The organism is Moraxella sp. CTOTU47618, assembly GCF_032017425.1.
GTDB classification, from domain to species: domain Bacteria; phylum Pseudomonadota; class Gammaproteobacteria; order Pseudomonadales; family Moraxellaceae; genus Faucicola; species Faucicola tetraodonis.
Genome location: NZ_DALZPW010000009.1, coordinates 80692 through 96855, shown reverse-complemented (window position 1 = coordinate 96855; position 16164 = coordinate 80692). Strand labels below are relative to the sequence as shown.

At 44.7% G+C, this 16164-nt stretch carries 15 protein-coding genes; 8 read left to right on the top strand and 7 right to left on the bottom strand.

All coding sequences use genetic code 11. The features are described 5' to 3' along the window. Window positions 1–144 precede the first annotated feature (144 nt). The 7 genes from carA (at window position 145) to argG (ending at window position 9155) form a co-directional block, all read left to right on the top strand. The gene (gene carA / locus RTS09_RS08420; protein WP_312536050.1) at window positions 145–1338 is read left to right on the top strand and encodes a glutamine-hydrolyzing carbamoyl-phosphate synthase small subunit; all 1194 of its coding nucleotides are present in this window, start codon (window positions 145–147) and stop codon (window positions 1336–1338) included. Window positions 1339–1388: 50 nt separating this feature from the next. After that, window positions 1389–2495, top strand: a complete 1107-nt coding sequence (locus RTS09_RS08415) for an AAA family ATPase (RefSeq protein WP_239741492.1) — start codon at window positions 1389–1391, stop codon at window positions 2493–2495. Beyond that, window positions 2495–2899, top strand: a complete 405-nt coding sequence (locus tag RTS09_RS08410; protein WP_050325490.1) for a PIN domain-containing protein — start codon at window positions 2495–2497, stop codon at window positions 2897–2899. The genes RTS09_RS08415 and RTS09_RS08410 overlap by 1 nt, the downstream gene beginning before the upstream one ends. A 39-nt stretch (window positions 2900–2938) precedes the next feature. Beyond that, window positions 2939–6184: a carbamoyl-phosphate synthase large subunit gene (gene carB, locus RTS09_RS08405; RefSeq protein ID WP_312536047.1), complete on the top strand. Its 3246-nt coding sequence runs from the start codon at window positions 2939–2941 to the stop codon at window positions 6182–6184. A 154-nt stretch (window positions 6185–6338) separates the two neighbouring features. Further along, the gene (locus RTS09_RS08400; protein WP_312536045.1) at window positions 6339–6890 is read left to right on the top strand and encodes a phosphatase PAP2 family protein; all 552 of its coding nucleotides are present in this window, start codon (window positions 6339–6341) and stop codon (window positions 6888–6890) included. A 261-nt stretch (window positions 6891–7151) separates the two neighbouring features. Further along, complete coding sequence (greA, locus tag RTS09_RS08395; RefSeq protein WP_007116148.1) at window positions 7152–7628, top strand: transcription elongation factor GreA; 477 nt, start codon at window positions 7152–7154, stop codon at window positions 7626–7628. 162 nt (window positions 7629–7790) lie between these two features. Beyond that, window positions 7791–9155, top strand: a complete 1365-nt coding sequence (gene argG, locus RTS09_RS08390; RefSeq protein ID WP_036594535.1) for an argininosuccinate synthase — start codon at window positions 7791–7793, stop codon at window positions 9153–9155. 54 nt (window positions 9156–9209) lie between these two features. On the opposite strand, the gene RTS09_RS08385 is transcribed toward argG, so the two are convergent. The 3 genes from RTS09_RS08385 to RTS09_RS08375 form a co-directional block, all read right to left on the bottom strand. Further along, window positions 9210–9749 carry a UPF0149 family protein gene (locus RTS09_RS08385; protein ID WP_312536043.1) on the bottom strand — a complete coding sequence of 180 codons (540 nt, stop codon included), beginning with the start codon at window positions 9747–9749 and terminating at the stop codon, window positions 9210–9212. Between the two features lie 81 nt (window positions 9750–9830). Beyond that, the gene (locus RTS09_RS08380) at window positions 9831–10067 is read right to left on the bottom strand and encodes a PA3496 family putative envelope integrity protein (RefSeq protein WP_060995306.1); all 237 of its coding nucleotides are present in this window, start codon (window positions 10065–10067) and stop codon (window positions 9831–9833) included. A gap of 109 nt (window positions 10068–10176) precedes the next feature. Then, window positions 10177–11559, bottom strand: coding sequence for a hypothetical protein (locus RTS09_RS08375; RefSeq protein WP_312536041.1), 1383 nt, complete (start codon window positions 11557–11559; stop codon window positions 10177–10179). 81 nt (window positions 11560–11640) lie between these two features. Here RTS09_RS08375 and serB point away from each other — a divergent pair, with 81 nt between their 5' ends. Continuing rightward, entirely contained in the window at window positions 11641–12642 is a 1002-nt protein-coding gene (gene serB, locus RTS09_RS08370) for a phosphoserine phosphatase SerB (RefSeq protein WP_312536038.1), read from the top strand. Window positions 12643–12741: 99 nt separating this feature from the next. Here the strand turns inward: serB and RTS09_RS08365 are convergent, their stop codons facing one another. The 4 genes from RTS09_RS08365 to dapA all read right to left on the bottom strand — a co-directional run bounded on the left by RTS09_RS08365 (window position 12742) and on the right by dapA (window position 16066). Next, window positions 12742–13842, bottom strand: coding sequence for an FUSC family protein (locus RTS09_RS08365; RefSeq protein WP_312536035.1), 1101 nt, complete (start codon window positions 13840–13842; stop codon window positions 12742–12744). Between the two features lie 171 nt (window positions 13843–14013). Then, window positions 14014–14742, bottom strand: a complete 729-nt coding sequence (gene purC / locus RTS09_RS08360) for a phosphoribosylaminoimidazolesuccinocarboxamide synthase (RefSeq protein ID WP_096488471.1) — start codon at window positions 14740–14742, stop codon at window positions 14014–14016. Between the two features lie 134 nt (window positions 14743–14876). Beyond that, the gene (locus RTS09_RS08355; protein ID WP_051499973.1) at window positions 14877–15176 is read right to left on the bottom strand and encodes a hypothetical protein; all 300 of its coding nucleotides are present in this window, start codon (window positions 15174–15176) and stop codon (window positions 14877–14879) included. Next, window positions 15173–16066, bottom strand: coding sequence for a 4-hydroxy-tetrahydrodipicolinate synthase (gene dapA / locus RTS09_RS08350; protein WP_065253609.1), 894 nt, complete (start codon window positions 16064–16066; stop codon window positions 15173–15175). Before dapA ends, RTS09_RS08355 begins: the two co-directional genes overlap by 4 nt. Window positions 16067–16164 lie beyond the last annotated feature (98 nt).

Here is a 16164-nt window from a genome sequence, read left to right as displayed (position 1 = left end):
CATTAAAACCAGTTAGCTATTTTCTTTAAAATCAATGTCTTCTCGCTTTTTTGTGGGCGATACTTTTTACGGTATGTGCATTGACTGGGCATCGTACACCGTCGCACACATAGGTAGAACACAGGATACGAGCGGAGGCACTAGGTGAACACGAATTACGCAAAAGCAATTTTGGCATTGGCAGATGGTACGGTTTTTTATGGTCGCAGCATCGGTGCTAGCGGACATACCGTTGGTGAAGTCGTGTTTAATACAGCGATGACAGGTTACCAAGAAATCTTGACCGACCCAAGCTATGCCCAGCAAATCGTCACGTTAACCTATCCGCATATCGGTAATACTGGTACCAACGATGAAGACACAGAGTCAGGTCGCATTCATAAAGTGTGGGCAAACGGTTTGATTATCCGTGATTTGACCATGGCGACCAGTAACTTTCGCTCAAGCCAATCACTAAGCGAGTATCTGATTAACCATAACACCGTTGCTATCGCTGATATCGACACCCGTAAACTCACTCGCCTACTACGTGAAAAAGGCGCACAAAACGGTTGTATCATGACCGCCGATAGCGAGGGTCAGCTCGATGAAGCCAAAGCAATCGAACTTGCCAAAAGCTTTGCCGGTATCAAAGGCATGGACTTGGCGAAAGTCTGCTGTGACCAAGCGGGTTTTACCTGGACGCAAGGCTCATGGCAATTGGTGAGTCCAGAAGTGAGCCCAACTTGTGGTCACTTTAAAGAATTGGGCACTGACATTGAGCAAAAATTTAACATCGTGGCGTATGACTTTGGCGTCAAAACCAACATTTTGCGCATGCTCGTTGACCGCGGCTGTCATGTCACCGTTGTGCCTGCCCAAACGCCTATCAATGAAGTGCTCAAACATAACCCAGACGGTATTTTCTTATCCAATGGTCCTGGCGACCCTGCCCCATGTGATTACGCCATTGATGCCATCAAACACATCATCACCGAGACTGATATTCCGCTGTTTGGGATTTGTCTAGGTCATCAGCTATTGGCACTGGCTAGCGGCGCGCAAACCTTGAAAATGAAATTTGGTCACCATGGTGCCAACCACCCTGTGCAAGATATCGAGCAAGGTACGGTGATGATTACCTCACAAAACCACGGTTTTGCGGTGGATGAAGCCACCCTGCCAAGCAACATTAAAGTGACGCATCGCTCGTTGTTTGATGGCTCAAATCAAGGCATTGAGCTGACCGATAAGCCTGCGTTTAGTTTTCAAGGACATCCAGAGGCAAGCCCAGGACCCCATGACTGTGCGCCATTGTTTGATAAATTTGCGGATATGATGGCAAAAGCGAAAGGTTAATTTTAAAGTGCATCATTTGCACTTTTTTAAAGATAAAATTTGAGATTTATATGACCGAAATTAAAATCAAAGACTTGCGAGGGGTGGGTGACGTTGAGCTAAATCTTGACGATACTAAGCGAGTTTTTGTTTTTTTTGGGTCAAATGGAGTAGGCAAAACCAAAACTTTAGAATCTTTGTTCATATTTTTACTGGCTAAAACCTCAAACTTCATAAGGTTCTTTCAATATATCCCACAAAAGCGAATTGCTGAAAAAATTGAAGTAGAAAAAGAATTTTTAGATTTCAAAGGTAAAGGCGTTTTATTAACAGATGATAGTATTGACTACAATCAACTTTTTAAACAAATAAATTCCCAAGATATTGATGCAATTGCATTTTTGGGTGCAAGTGAACGTAGTGCTATTTATAGAAATGATAGCAATGCTACCTTAAATCATGAACAGATAAGTGTTCTAATACAGCATTCTATTAACAATCAGTTATTATCAAACTTTAATATGAAAACTGATATTCATAGATGGTTCACGGAGCGTGCCAAATCTGTCAACCCCTACCAAAAAGAAGAAGACAATCGTAAAGTTGATATTGATACGGTTTTAAATGCCCTACATATTTTAGACAGCCGTATTGAAAAAACCCTAAAAATCGATGGTGACGGCAATGTATTTCTCACCATTGAAGGACAAGAACGAGAGTTAAGTGAATTAAGCTCTGGTTTTATCTCAGTTGTTAAAATCATTCAATCTATTATTTCCGCTTATTCAGCATTTACCAACGCCACCGATTTGTTAAATGTCAAAGGTGTGGTATTAATTGATGAAATCGAAAGCCATTTACACATCGAATGGCAAACCAAAATCGTGCCAACGCTGAAAAATTTATTTCCTAACACTACCTTTTATATCGCTACCCATTCGCCATTGGTACTTTCGCAACTGGCCGAAGGCGAAGCTTATTTGCTTAAACGTGATAATGATAATGTGGTAAGAAGTGAAAAAATTAATTCGCCGAATACTCGCCTTTTAGCCAATGTGTTGCAAGACACCTTCGGTGTAGATTTAAATACCTTGAAACGTGACAATATGGCGAATATCGACCAAAGCCAAGCTAAACAACGACTATTAGACTTGCTTAATAGTGAGGCACAGCCATAATGTCAGAGCGCTTTATTTTACTGGATGCCAATTTGCTAATTGGGGCGTTTGACCATGACAAAGACAATCCAAAACATATTGAAGCTAAATCGATAGTCACTGAACTATTAAATGATGATAAAGTAAAAATTGCTATCACGCCGCTGATTCGCTATGAAGTGTTGCGAGGAGTAAAACGGATAGCGGTTAACGAGATGCAAGCAATTTTGGATGATTTTCAAGAATTTGAAATCACTGACAAAGAAGGTAATTTTGCATCACAGATTTATCGATTAGCCAAAAAACAAACCAATAAGCACAATTTTGATATTTTTCATTATGCTGTGTCAAAAATCCGTCAGCTTGAATGGCAAAGCTTAGACAGCGATTTTAGTACACTCGAAAATGCCTTAAATCATTCGTAATTTTGTTTTAAATGTACTTTAAAGTAAGGGTGTAAAGCAATGCCAAAACGTACCGACATCAAATCCATTCTTATCATCGGCGCAGGTCCTATCGTCATCGGACAAGCCTGTGAATTTGACTACTCAGGCGCACAAGCCTGTAAAGCCTTACGTGAAGAAGGCTACCGCGTCATTCTGGTTAACTCAAATCCAGCCACCATCATGACTGACCCTGTCATGGCAGATGCGACCTACATCGAGCCTATCACCTGGCAAACGGTAGAGCGCATCATTGATAAAGAACGCCCCGATGCCATCTTGCCAACCATGGGCGGACAAACCGCGCTCAACTGTGCGTTAGACTTGGACAAGCATGGCGTACTGGAAAAATATGGCTGTGAGCTGATTGGCGCGACCAAAGACGCCATCGAAAAAGCCGAAGACCGCAATTTATTTGATAAAGCGATGAAAAAAATCGGCTTAGAGTGCCCACGCGCCGAAGTGGCCGAAACCATGGAACAAGCCTTCGCTATTCAAGCCAAAGTCGGCTTTCCCTGCATCATTCGCCCGTCGTTTACCATGGGGGGTTCGGGCGGCGGTATCGCTTACAACCGTGACGAATTTGTCGAGATTTGTGAGCGTGGTTTTGACTTATCACCCACTCACCAACTATTGATTGATGAAAGCTTAATTGGTTGGAAAGAATACGAGATGGAAGTTGTCCGTGATAAAAAAGACAACTGTATCATCGTCTGTTCGATTGAAAACTTTGACCCTATGGGTGTGCATACAGGCGACTCTATCACTGTGGCACCTGCTCAGACTTTGACGGATAAAGAATACCAAATCATGCGTAATGCGTCATTGGCGGTGCTGCGTGAGATTGGCGTGGAGACCGGTGGTTCAAACGTACAATTTGGTATTGACCCAAAAACAGGTCGTATGGTGGTCATCGAGATGAACCCACGTGTCAGCCGTTCATCTGCCTTGGCATCTAAAGCCACGGGTTTCCCGATTGCCAAAATCGCAGCAAAGCTTGCGGTCGGTTACACGCTCGATGAACTTAGCAATGACATTACAGGCGGCTTGACCCCAGCCAGCTTTGAGCCCGCCATTGACTATGTGGTGACTAAAGTACCGCGCTTTAACTTTGAAAAATTCCCCCAAGCTGACAGCACCTTATCTACCCAAATGAAATCGGTGGGTGAAGTGATGGCGATTGGTCGTAATTTCCAAGAGTCGATGCAAAAAGCGTTACGCGGTCTTGAAATTGGCGTGAATGGTTTTGATGAGTATCTTGATTTCAATCAAGACGAGGATACCATTCGCAGCACCTTAAAAGTTAAGTTAAAAACCCCCACACCTGACCGTATTTTCTACATTGCTGATGCCTTCCGTTTTGGCATGAGCGTGGATGAAGTGTTTGAGTTTACTCGCATTGACCCTTGGTTTTTAGTGCAAATTGAAGACATTGTCAAAACGGAAAAATTGGTAAAAGAAACGGGCTTTGGCGGTTTGACCAGCGGCAACTTGCGTCAATTCAAACGTAAAGGGTTATCAGATTTACGCTTGGCAACGCTTCTGGGTATTTCACAAAAACAACTGCGTAAAAAACGTTGGGATTTGGGCGTGTATCCTGTGTACAAACGCGTGGATACCTGTGCCGCGGAGTTTTCAACGTCAACCGCTTACATGTATTCAAGCTATGATGACGAATGTGAAGCCAATCCAACTAACAACAAAAAAATCATGGTCATCGGCGGCGGTCCCAACCGCATTGGTCAAGGTATTGAATTTGACTATTGCTGTGTGCATGCCGCCTTGGCAATGCGTGAAGATGGTTATGAGACCATCATGGTCAACTGTAACCCTGAAACGGTTTCCACTGACTATGACACCTCTGACCGTCTGTACTTTGAGCCTATTACGTTAGAAGATGTGCTTGAAATCGTGCGCATCGAAAAACCCGAAGGCGTGATTGTGCAGTACGGTGGACAAACGCCATTAAAATTAGCGCGCGCATTGGAAGCTGCAGGTGTGCATATCATCGGTACCAGCCCAGATGCGATTGACCGTGCAGAAGACCGTGAACGTTTCCAACACATGATTCAGCAATTGGGCTTTACTCAGCCACCCAATGCCTTGGCGACCAGTACCGAAGACGGTATCGTCAAAGCGACGCAAGTGGGCTATCCCCTAGTTGTCCGTCCCTCTTACGTGTTGGGCGGTCGCGCGATGGAAATCGTCTACAACGAAAACGAACTGCGTCGTTATTTGCGTGAAGCTGTACAAGCGTCCAATGAAGCCCCTGTATTACTTGACCGCTTCTTGGATGATGCGATTGAAGTGGATGTGGATTGTATCTCTGACGGCACCAATGTGGTGATTGGCGGTATCATGCAGCATATCGAACAAGCGGGCGTGCATTCAGGCGATTCAGCGTGTTCAATCCCGCCGTATTCACTTAGCCAAGAGATTTGTGATGTGATGCGCGAACAAACCGTGGCAATGGCAAAAGAGCTGGGTGTGGTGGGCTTGATGAACGTCCAATACGCGGTCAAAGATGGTGTGGTTTATATCCTTGAAGTCAATCCGCGTGCCTCACGTACGGTGCCTTTCGTATCAAAATGCATCGGCACTTCACTTGCGCAAGTCGCCGCTCGTTGTATGGCTGGCACAACACTTGTGGAACAGAACTTTACCACTGAAGTGATTCCAACATTTTTTGCAGTCAAAGAAGCGGTATTCCCTTTTGCCAAATTCCCAGGCGTTGACCCTATTTTAAGCCCTGAGATGAAATCAACGGGTGAAGTCATGGGCGTGGGTCAGACCTTTGGTGAAGCTTACTATAAAGCCATCATCGGCAGTAATGATAGATTACCCGGTTTGCCAGTGGAGAATGAAGTTAAAAAAGTGTTCTTATCGGTGCGTGAAAGCGACAAAGCCAATCTGGTACCAGTGGCAAAACAATTTGCCGAGTATGGCTTTAAACTTGTGGCAACCTCAGGTACACAAAAAATCTTGACCGAAGCAGGTATCGCCTGTGAGCGCATCAATAAAGTTACCGAGGGTCGCCCACATATCGTCGATGCCATCAAAAACGGTGAGATTGCGATTGTGGTCAATACCACTGAAGGCAAACAAGCGCATGAAGACTCGTTCTCGATTCGCCGCTCAGCCTTACAGCATAAAGTATTTAATGTGACCACCTTAAATGCCGCGGCAGCAGTTACCCAAGCGTATAAAGTGCAACTGCCATTTGATGTATATAAGCTCCAATCGCTACATACACAGACACAGGGATAACCATCCCTAGTCTAAAATACTGATAGCCAGCGCTGTCAGTATTTTTTTATGGGCTAAGATAATCCTAAGGTTTAGGGTGTACACTAGGTTTGCCCTAAGTACAGCCACGTTTATCAATGTTTTGACCACTAACCACAATCAGGGTGTAAATGCCATGAGACGACCTTCTAAGACCTTTAACGTCATACTGCTCGCTGCTGTATTAGCGCCGACGACAACGGTATATGCCAAAAGCGATAGCGAAAAAGCGGGCGATATATTGCATATTGCTATCCCAGTAGCAGGCTTAGGCATGGCACTTGCCAAACATGACCAAGAAGGCGTGTATCAATTGGGCAAAACCATGGCAACCAATTTGGCGGCTACCTATGCGCTCAAATACGCCACCAATGACACCGCGTGGGGCGAACGTCCCAATGGCGAAGATTACTCGTTTCCGTCAGGGCATGCTAGTGATTCTTGCGCGGGCGCGACTTTCATCGGTCAACGCTATGGCTGGCGCTATGGCTCGATGGCAATGATTCCTGCCGCCTATGTGGGCTGGTCACGTGTGGATGCCGACAAGCACCATACCCGTGATGTGGTTGCTGGCTGCGCGCTGGGTGTCGTCAGTGGTTTGGTGATGACGCAACCGTTTGATAATGCCACTATTTTACCTTGGTATGAAAATAAAGCCGTGGGTGTTACCATTAGCTCAGCTTGGTAATGTCAGGCTCATGCAGTCAATTAAGTGAATGCTTTGCATCACAAGCCGTTATCAAGTAAAATACCGTTATTGTGGTGATTGACGCAGCACAGCAAATTTTTTACTAGAACCTTGTTAGGCAGTAGCCCTGTCTAGCATGGTTTTTTTCATCTATACAAAATAGATAGTGGTCAATCACGAGTGTTGATGACCATTTTTTGTGACTTGTTACTTTGGCAATCTTGCCGTTTGAATCCCTATTTGTGACAAAAGGAATCCCCTATGCAACGTTATCCAATGACGCCTCAAGGTCACGCGGCTTTAGAAGAAGAGCTCAAACAGCTCAAAACCGTTGACCGTCCACGTATTACCGCGGCGATTGCCGAAGCGCGCGAACATGGCGATTTAAAAGAAAATGCTGAGTACCATGCTGCGCGTGAGCAGCAAGGGTTTTGTGAAGCCCGTATTCGCGATATCGAAGCCAAACTGGGCGGGGCTGAAGTCATTGACCCGCTAAAACTACCGCAAGAAGGTCGCGTGGTGTTTGGCGTCACGGTAGTGATTGAAAATCTCGACACCGAAGAGCAAAAACGCTATAAAATTGTGGGTGATGACGAAGCGGATTTTAAAGCCAACAAAATCTCGATTAACTCGCCCATCGCGCGCGGTCTGATTGGCAAATCAGAAGGTGATGAAGCCAAAATCCAAACCCCAAGCGGTGAAGTCGAATACGAAATCGTCGAAGTTTTGTACCAATAACCGCTATTTAGCCGATAAAGCCAATCAAATGATTGGCTTTTTTATTGCGACAAATTATGGGTAATTGTCAAAAAATGGCGAAAAACACGTTGACAAAAATGTTACAATAATTCGATAGGTTGATTTTACAGATTATTTTTTGATGACTTGATAGGAAAGGTTATGAGCCACGATACCACAAACAATGCCACCAATAACGCCACCATTTTACAATCTGTCCCCGTCGGGCAAAAAGTCGGTATCGCGTTTTCAGGCGGACTTGACACCTCAGCTGCGCTACTTTGGATGAAGCAAAAAGGCGCGCTGCCATACGCTTATACCGCGAACTTAGGTCAACCTGACGAAGACGATTACAACGCCATTCCCAAAAAAGCCGACCAATATGGTGCGGTCAAAGCGCGTTTGATTGATTGCCGTTTGCAATTGGCGCTTGAAGGTATTGCCGCAATTCAATGTGGTGCGTTTCATGTCAGCACCGGTGGTATGCCCTACTTTAACACCACGCCACTGGGTCGTGCAGTTACAGGCACCATGCTAGTGACTGCCATGAAAGAAGATGATGTCAATATTTGGGGGGATGGCTCAACTTATAAAGGCAATGATATTGAGCGTTTTTACCGTTATGGTTTACTCACCAACCCTGCCCTTAAAATCTATAAACCGTGGCTTGATCAAACCTTCATTGATGAATTGGGCGGTCGTAGCGAGATGTCACAGTTCTTAATCGACAATGGCTTTGACTACAAAATGTCCAAAGAAAAAGCCTACTCAACCGACTCAAATATGCTAGGCGCGACGCATGAAGCCAAAGACTTGGAGTTTTTGGATGCCAGCATGCACATCGTTGAGCCGATTATGGGTGTGGCATTTTGGGATGAAAATGTCAAAATCGACAAAGAAACAGTGACAGTACGCTTTGAACAAGGCATGCCCGTGGCAATCAATGACGAAACCTTTGATAGCCCAGTGGATTTGATTTTAAAAGCCAACGAAATCGGGGGTCGTCATGGTCTTGGTATGAGTGACCAAATTGAAAACCGTATCATCGAAGCCAAATCACGGGGTATCTATGAAGCCCCTGCTATGGCGCTGTTGCACATTGCCTATGAGCGTTTGGTCACTGGGATTCATAACGAAGACACCATCGAGCAGTACCGTATCAATGGTTTACGCCTAGGTCGCTTGTTGTACCAAGGTCGCTGGTTTGACTCACAAGCCTTGATGCTTCGTGAAACCGCCCAGCGCTGGGTCGCCAAAGCTATCACGGGTGAAGTCACCATCGAGCTACGCCGCGGTAATGACTATACCATCTTAAATACTAAATCTGACAACTTGACCTACCAACCAGAACGCCTATCGATGGAAAAAGTGGAAGATGCGGCGTTCACGCCAATGGACCGTATCGGTCAGCTCACCATGCGCAATCTAGATATTTCAGATACCCGGGCTAAATTGGCGTTATATAGCCAATCAGGTTTGTTATCCAATGCCCATGGCTCAGACGTACCGCAACTAGAGCAAAAATAATGCGGTAAATAAAAAAAGGGCAATCGATGCGATTGCCCTTTTTTGTGACTACCATTAATCATTGGTATGAAAGAGTAAGAACAGCTCAACGATATTTTTTTCTATGGCTTGTGCCATTTGACTCATGGTTTCTGGGTCTTTGAGTAGCTCTTGCATATCAGGTTGGTCTTCATCAATGCCACTAAACAAAATCATCGGTAACGTCAGCATTGCCACATCTTCTTCGCTGTCGTCATTATCAAACCAATCATCTTCTTCGTCATCGCTGGCATACATGGCATCAACAAAGCCCACCGACCATTCGCTGATTTCTGAGTTTTCAATATCGAGATAGTCAGTTTCTTCGACATCAAAAGGCAGCTCAATTTCACGCTCATCTTGCAGCATGGCTTGCAGCTCATCACGCCACTGTTCAATGGCTGCTAGCACCTCTGGCTTGACTTGTTTTTCATGCCCTTCAAAAAGATAGGTTTGCCAATTGTCTAAAGGTTTGCCGACAATAGAGGCGGTTAAAAAGCCGTGTGTAGCGATGCTCGATAGCCCAAATTCATTGTCATCACTGTCTAAAAAATCGATTAAATCATCAAAATCCATGGTGGTTATCCTAGTATTTTATCAAAAAAGCGGATTGAAAAAAGAAAGGTTAATACCTAGTGTATTAACCTTTTGCTTGACTTACAACTCATCATCGTCAAAATCGTCGTCATCGTCTAAGTCATCAAGATCGTCATCAAAACTGTCTTTAAGTGAGCGCTCTAGACGCTTTTCTTCCAATAAATTGTCAATCAAACGACGTTTTTCAAGACTACTTGCCCGACTTCGACCCGATGCGTCGTCATCCACCAGTCGCGCGTCATCATCATCATCAAAACTGTCATCTTCAAAGCTATCATCAATATCTGGATCAGCCATTTAGTGCTCCTTTCGCTGGTCGATTCGATAAATTTGCAATTTCATAAAGCCTTATAATGGGTTTTGTCAGTCAAGTCAAGTGGCGAAAGAAAAAATAGCCATGATTCGTTTATTTTTCTGTGGCGGTCAAAATTTCATCGCGTTTGGCAATGAGTTCGGTCATCAAGGTTTCTGATAAACCGTTGTACCAAACCATCTCACGCTCTGTGATAGTGGTCGGATGTTGCAGGTTTTTAAACTGCACTTTACCATCTAACGTTTTAAGTAAATCCAGTGGATATAGGAGTAATAAACCATCTTCTTTGGCGTGGTTTGCCATCAGTTTTTGTACGTCATCGAATTGATGACTGATACTGGTACCGATGGTTAATGGCAAAGCAAAACGCGATAGCTCACGGTGTTTTTCGTATACCACTTGGTTGAGGATAATCAACAATTTTGACAATAACACCGCTGCCAGTGGCAATTGCTCGGCTTTACCTGCTAGATGAACGACCGCGCCGTTGGCATTAAAATGCGAGTTGTCTTTGATATATACGTCTTTGATATAGCGATTTAACACATTGTTTGACGAGTTAAATAAACTGTTTGATGCGCGCATCAATAGCTGATTACACAATTGAAAATACGGTTTTGCAACTTCAGGTGCCACCCGTTTTAGCAGATGATACTGGTCGTAAAAATGAATTTGTAATTCGATTTCGGGTTGTTTTTGGCTGTCTACTGTCGCTTCTTGAGCCAGATTGTCAGTCATGTTGGTCGCTGTGGGCTGGGTTTGGGGAATGTCTTTAGCAGATTTTGATTTTTCTCGATTTAAAAAATCATTGATGGTTTTGCCAGTGGCGGCTGGTTGCGCGGTGGCGTTGCTATCCCCTGCTTTATTGTACAAGGTGTCTTCGTCTAACTGCAATTCACCATCGGCTGTCAATACAGGGCTCGTGGATGCTAGGCTACCACGGGCAAGCGCGATATGCTGCTGGACTTTTTCACCCAATTGCGCAAGCTGTTCCTGCGTTGGGCGCGCCATGTAGCCATAAATCAGCCATAAAAACCCATGCAAAATTGCTGACCCTAATACAAACAACCATTGACTACTGACAATCTCGCCTTTGGAGACCGCTTTCATGGTGATGGTGGCATGACCGAGAACTTGGTTATTTTGGATAATGGGCTTGTCAATCACCTGCCCCACTTCGTTTTGCGCTTGTCCCGTTTGCACCAGCGGCTGGTTGTTTTGGTCACTGATGACAATTTTGGCAACTTCTTGATCAACTTGGTAGCGGTTTGCCAAGACGCTCAGGCTAATTCTATCTTGGCTGGTGATTCCCACCATGGCTTCTTTGGCTAACTGTTCAACAATTTTTTCACCCTTTTGGGTACGCTGCTCGTATTGGGATTTTTCACTACTAAAAGTCAGCATCAAAAAATGTAAACAAAAACTAATAAGTAGTACAATAGCGAATTTGCCTTGACGGGGGGCTAGATGATTCATGGGTAGATTAAACTTTCTTTAGGAGCGATTAAATGCTACATTATCATGTTTATTTTTTTGGCATACAAGGGGTAAACTACCATGACGACGAATTTTTTGTATCAACTTAATCAGCATTTTCCCCATAGTTACGCGATTACCCTAAGCGCTGCCAAGTTTGAATTGGGGCTATTGAGCCAAATTAGCCAAACCCTTGCAAGCCTTCATCCTGCCATTCGCCTCTTACATCAAGACACCTTAGTCAATGAGCTTGATTGGCAAGCCAATGACACACTCGCCCAAGCTGAGCAAACCAGTCCTGTGACGACGATTCGCTGGATTGTGACGCTAGAATTAGATAGCGATATCAGCGACTTACCGCAACGGGTCAAACAAATCGCCGCCAACAATCTCTATCACGTAGATATCAATGTCATGCCTCTTGCGACATTGGTGCGCCCGCATAAACTGGCGTTGTTTGATATGGATTCAACGTTGATTGAGCAAGAAGTGATTGTAGAATTGGCAAAAAAAGCCGGGATTGGTGAGCAAGTCGATACGATCACCGAATCTGCCATGCGTGGGGAAATTGATTTTGCCGAAAGCTTTACTCGCCGTGTGGCTTTACTTAAAGGGTTATCAAGTGAGGTGCTCGAAGATATTATTGCCAATCACATTACCTTTAGCCCAGGGGCAAAACGCTTGATTAGCGCACTAAAAAATCATGGTTACTATGTGGTATTGGTCTCAGGCGGCTTTAACTATTTTGCCGAATACGTGAAAAACAGCTTAGGGATGGATGAGAGTTATGCCAATGACCTAGATATCGTCGATAATCTAGTGACAGGCGAAGTCACCTCAGCGATTGTAGATGGCAAGCGTAAAGCCGAAATTTTGCAAGCCGTAGCACAGCGTCTAGGCATTAAGCTGTCAGAGACTGTTGCTGTAGGCGATGGCGCTAATGACTTGCCAATGCTAGGGCTAGCTGATATCGGTATTGCCTATCGCGCCAAACCAATTGTGCGCGACCAAGCAGATTATGCGGTAACAGTCGCAGGACTCGATGGGGTGATGACTATTTTGGGATTGAGCGATTCATGTTAGCGGTTAGTTTTAAAGATTATTTTTAACAATGAATTTTAAAGATTATAAAAAAGCCACCCAGATTATCGAGTGGCTTTTTTGTTTTTTTGGATAAAAAAGCTAAATTGGCAATTTCGCCACGATTTTATCAACAATGACTTGTAATTTTTGCCTCACTATCGGTGATAAAATGACAATACCGCCTAGCACACCCATGAGACAGCCGAGCACGGTATCCCAAAACCGCGTGACGATAATCTCACTGATTGCGGTAGGCTGCACCGCGCTGTACTCTGCCAAAAAGATGGTCAGGGGGGTGATAAAAATAACCGCCACCCCGTAATGGCGTACCACAAAAGTCTCAATACAAAACATCATGCCAAAAATGCCTAGCGCCACACCCATATCGCTCAAATGCACCGATAGCAATAGCCAAGCTAGCAGCATACCAATCGCTGTACCCACAATCCGATGTATCTGCTTGCCCCACATGCTTTGAAAATTCATCCCTTGCATGATGACATAGCAGCTCATCGGCACCCAATAGGGCTTAGGCATCTCTAGCCACAGCGCGAGCAGCAATGATAAGGCGATAAACGCTGATACAATCAGGGTATCACCCAAAATCTCTCGCACAGGCATCGGTGCCTTTAGCGGCAAGACAGGCTTGTTATAAATCAGCAGTAACGCATAAAAACACGCCACCATCCCCGCAAACAACGCGCCCAATGCCACCACCCCTATCAGCTGTGGGATTTGTGCCACGGGTGCGGGCATAAACAGCGCAATCGCTGACGCCATGATGATAAACAGCCCAGCAGGCGGTGGCAGCTTATAATAACGGCTAAACAGCGTACACCAAAAGGTCACAAAAAACATCAGGGGAATTGTCAGGATGGGCACGTTATGGGCGACCAAGCCAACGGCAAAACACGCGACCATCCCAAAACTACACGCCAATACCGTGGTCATGCGAGACAATAAAGACCCAGTATAGGGTAAGTTTAAAATCACCATCGCACCGAGTGACGCGAGTAGCCCCATGCGCAAATCACCCAGATACGCCCCGACCATCACTGGAAAACTAATCGCAAATGCCACAAACAACGGCATATGCCAAGGTCTGGGATTGCGATTGAATTGGGTTAAGGTGGTGAGCGGGTGCTTGATATATTGGTGAGTGATAATGTTGTCCAAATGAAAGACTCTTTTGTTAATCATATTGAGGGCTAAAAATTTAAACTTAAATTTAAACTTAAATAACCTGCTAAAAACACAAAACTGGAGCAAGCCCCAGTTTTAGATGTTTATCTATTTCACATGTCATCCAAATTTAATTGGACTTAATTAGATTCGCTGTAGCGATTAGCTAGCTTGATGAATGCGTCCGATTTATCGACCTGACTCATCAACCAAAGACACGCCAATACGCTGGGCAACTTCTTCATAACCTTCGACCACATCACCTAGGCTTTGACGGAAACGGTCTTTATCCAGTTTTTTCTTGGTTTGTTTGTCCCAGACGCGGCAACCATCTGGCGAGAACTCATCGCCCAGTACGATACGGTCTTTGAATACCCCAAATTCTAGTTTGAAATCCACCAGCATCAAACCACCGTCATCAAACATTTTTGATAACACGTCATTCACTTTGAAAGTTAAGGCTTTCATTTCATCCAGTTGTGCTTGTGTTGCCCAACCGAGTGATACCGCTAATGAATCATTCACCATTGGGTCGCCCAGACCGTCATCTTTATAGAATAATTCAAAGGTAGGTGGCGTCAAGGGTTGACCTTCTTGTAGACCTAAGCGACGTACTAGGCTGCCTGCGGCATAATTACGTACCACACACTCGACGGGAATCATTGTTAGGCGTTTGACCAGCACTTCTTCATCCGATAATTGCTGTTCAAAATGGGTTTCGATGCCAGCTTCGCTGAGTTTTTGCATGATAAAGGCATTAAAGCGGTTATTGACTTTGCCTTTACGCGCTAACTGTTCGATACGCTCGCCGTTGAAAGCAGAGGTATCATCACGAAATTCTAAAATCAGATAATCTGGATTGTCAGTTTCGAAGACTGATTTTGCTTTGCCTTTATAAAGTAAATCGAGTTTTTGCATGGTAATTCCCAAATGGCTGTTTAAGATTGGCTAAGGTTGGCTCAGTGTAGCTAATTTATGACAGTTGCATTGATTGGCTGATACGCGGTTAGCAACACCAGCTGCAAACTATCATAGATGCGGTCAGCCACTCTCTATTTTACGGTACTAATTGGACGCGGTAGCTCAAAACGCTTACTGCCTTCTTTTGTGATTTTTAACGTATTTTCACCCGATTGCGGCACTGCATAAACTGGCGTAAAAGGTAGCGTTTGTGCATCTGCCGGTAATTGGATGGGTTCAAGTTTTTTGGTTTTGGTATAGTCCAAAGAATTGTCGCCAACTTTACGTTTAAAAGTAGTACAGCCTGTCATAGCAATGCTAGCAGAGGCAATAATCGCTAGGGCTAGCTGGGCATTGAATCGATTGTGGTTAGCGCTGCGTGTTTTTTTCATAGTAAACCTGCTTTGGCAAGTGCTTCATCCATCACTTGTTGGTGTTCTGGGGTAAGCCAAGTTAATGGTAAACGGATACCTTGCTCAATATGACCCATTTTGTATAAGGCATATTTTGCAGGAATTGGACTTGACTCGATAAATAAATCTTGGTGTAAATGGGCTATTTTTTGGTTTAATGCCTCGGCTTGTTCAAACTCACCTTTGAGTGCCAAGCCAAAAATTTGGCTCATGATTTTTGGTGCGACATTGGCGGTCACTGAGATATTGCCTTTTGCCCCATGACGCATCAGTGCTAACGCGCTTTCATCATCCCCTGACCATACAATCATGCGACCTTTTACTGCTTCAATCAGTTTGGCACCACGCGCCACGTCACCGGTCGCATCTTTAATCGCGATGATATTTTCGATGTCCGCTAAGCGCTCGACAGTGGCTTGCTGCATATCAACAACAGTGCGCCCGGGTACGTTGTATAACACTTGGGGAATGTCTACGGCTTCAGCAATGGCTTTATAGTGTAAGTATAGCCCTTCTTGGGTCGGTTTGTTGTAGTAGGGCACAACCAACAGCGCGGCATCAGCGCCCGCCTGTTTGGCGTGCTGGGTCAGCTCAATGGCTTCAACTGTATTGTTAGCGCCGGTACCCGCGATGACGGGAATACGACCACCCACTTGCTTCATGGTAAATTCAATGACATCCACATGCTCTTGCATGGATAAGGTTGCGGATTCACCCGTCGTACCGACCGATACCAGTACGTCCGTACCTTGCTCGATTTGCCAATCAATGAGATTTGCCAATGATTGCCAATCGACGTCACCATTGCTATGCATAGGTGTAATCAACGCGACCATAGAGCCTTGTAGTTTATCTAAAATGGGGGTCATAACAATACCTTGGACAAAACCTTAAGTAGAATATGTAACAGCTGCGACAATTTTTTGAAAATTTTTGTCTAGTGTAGCATACATTTGGGGCGAAGTTT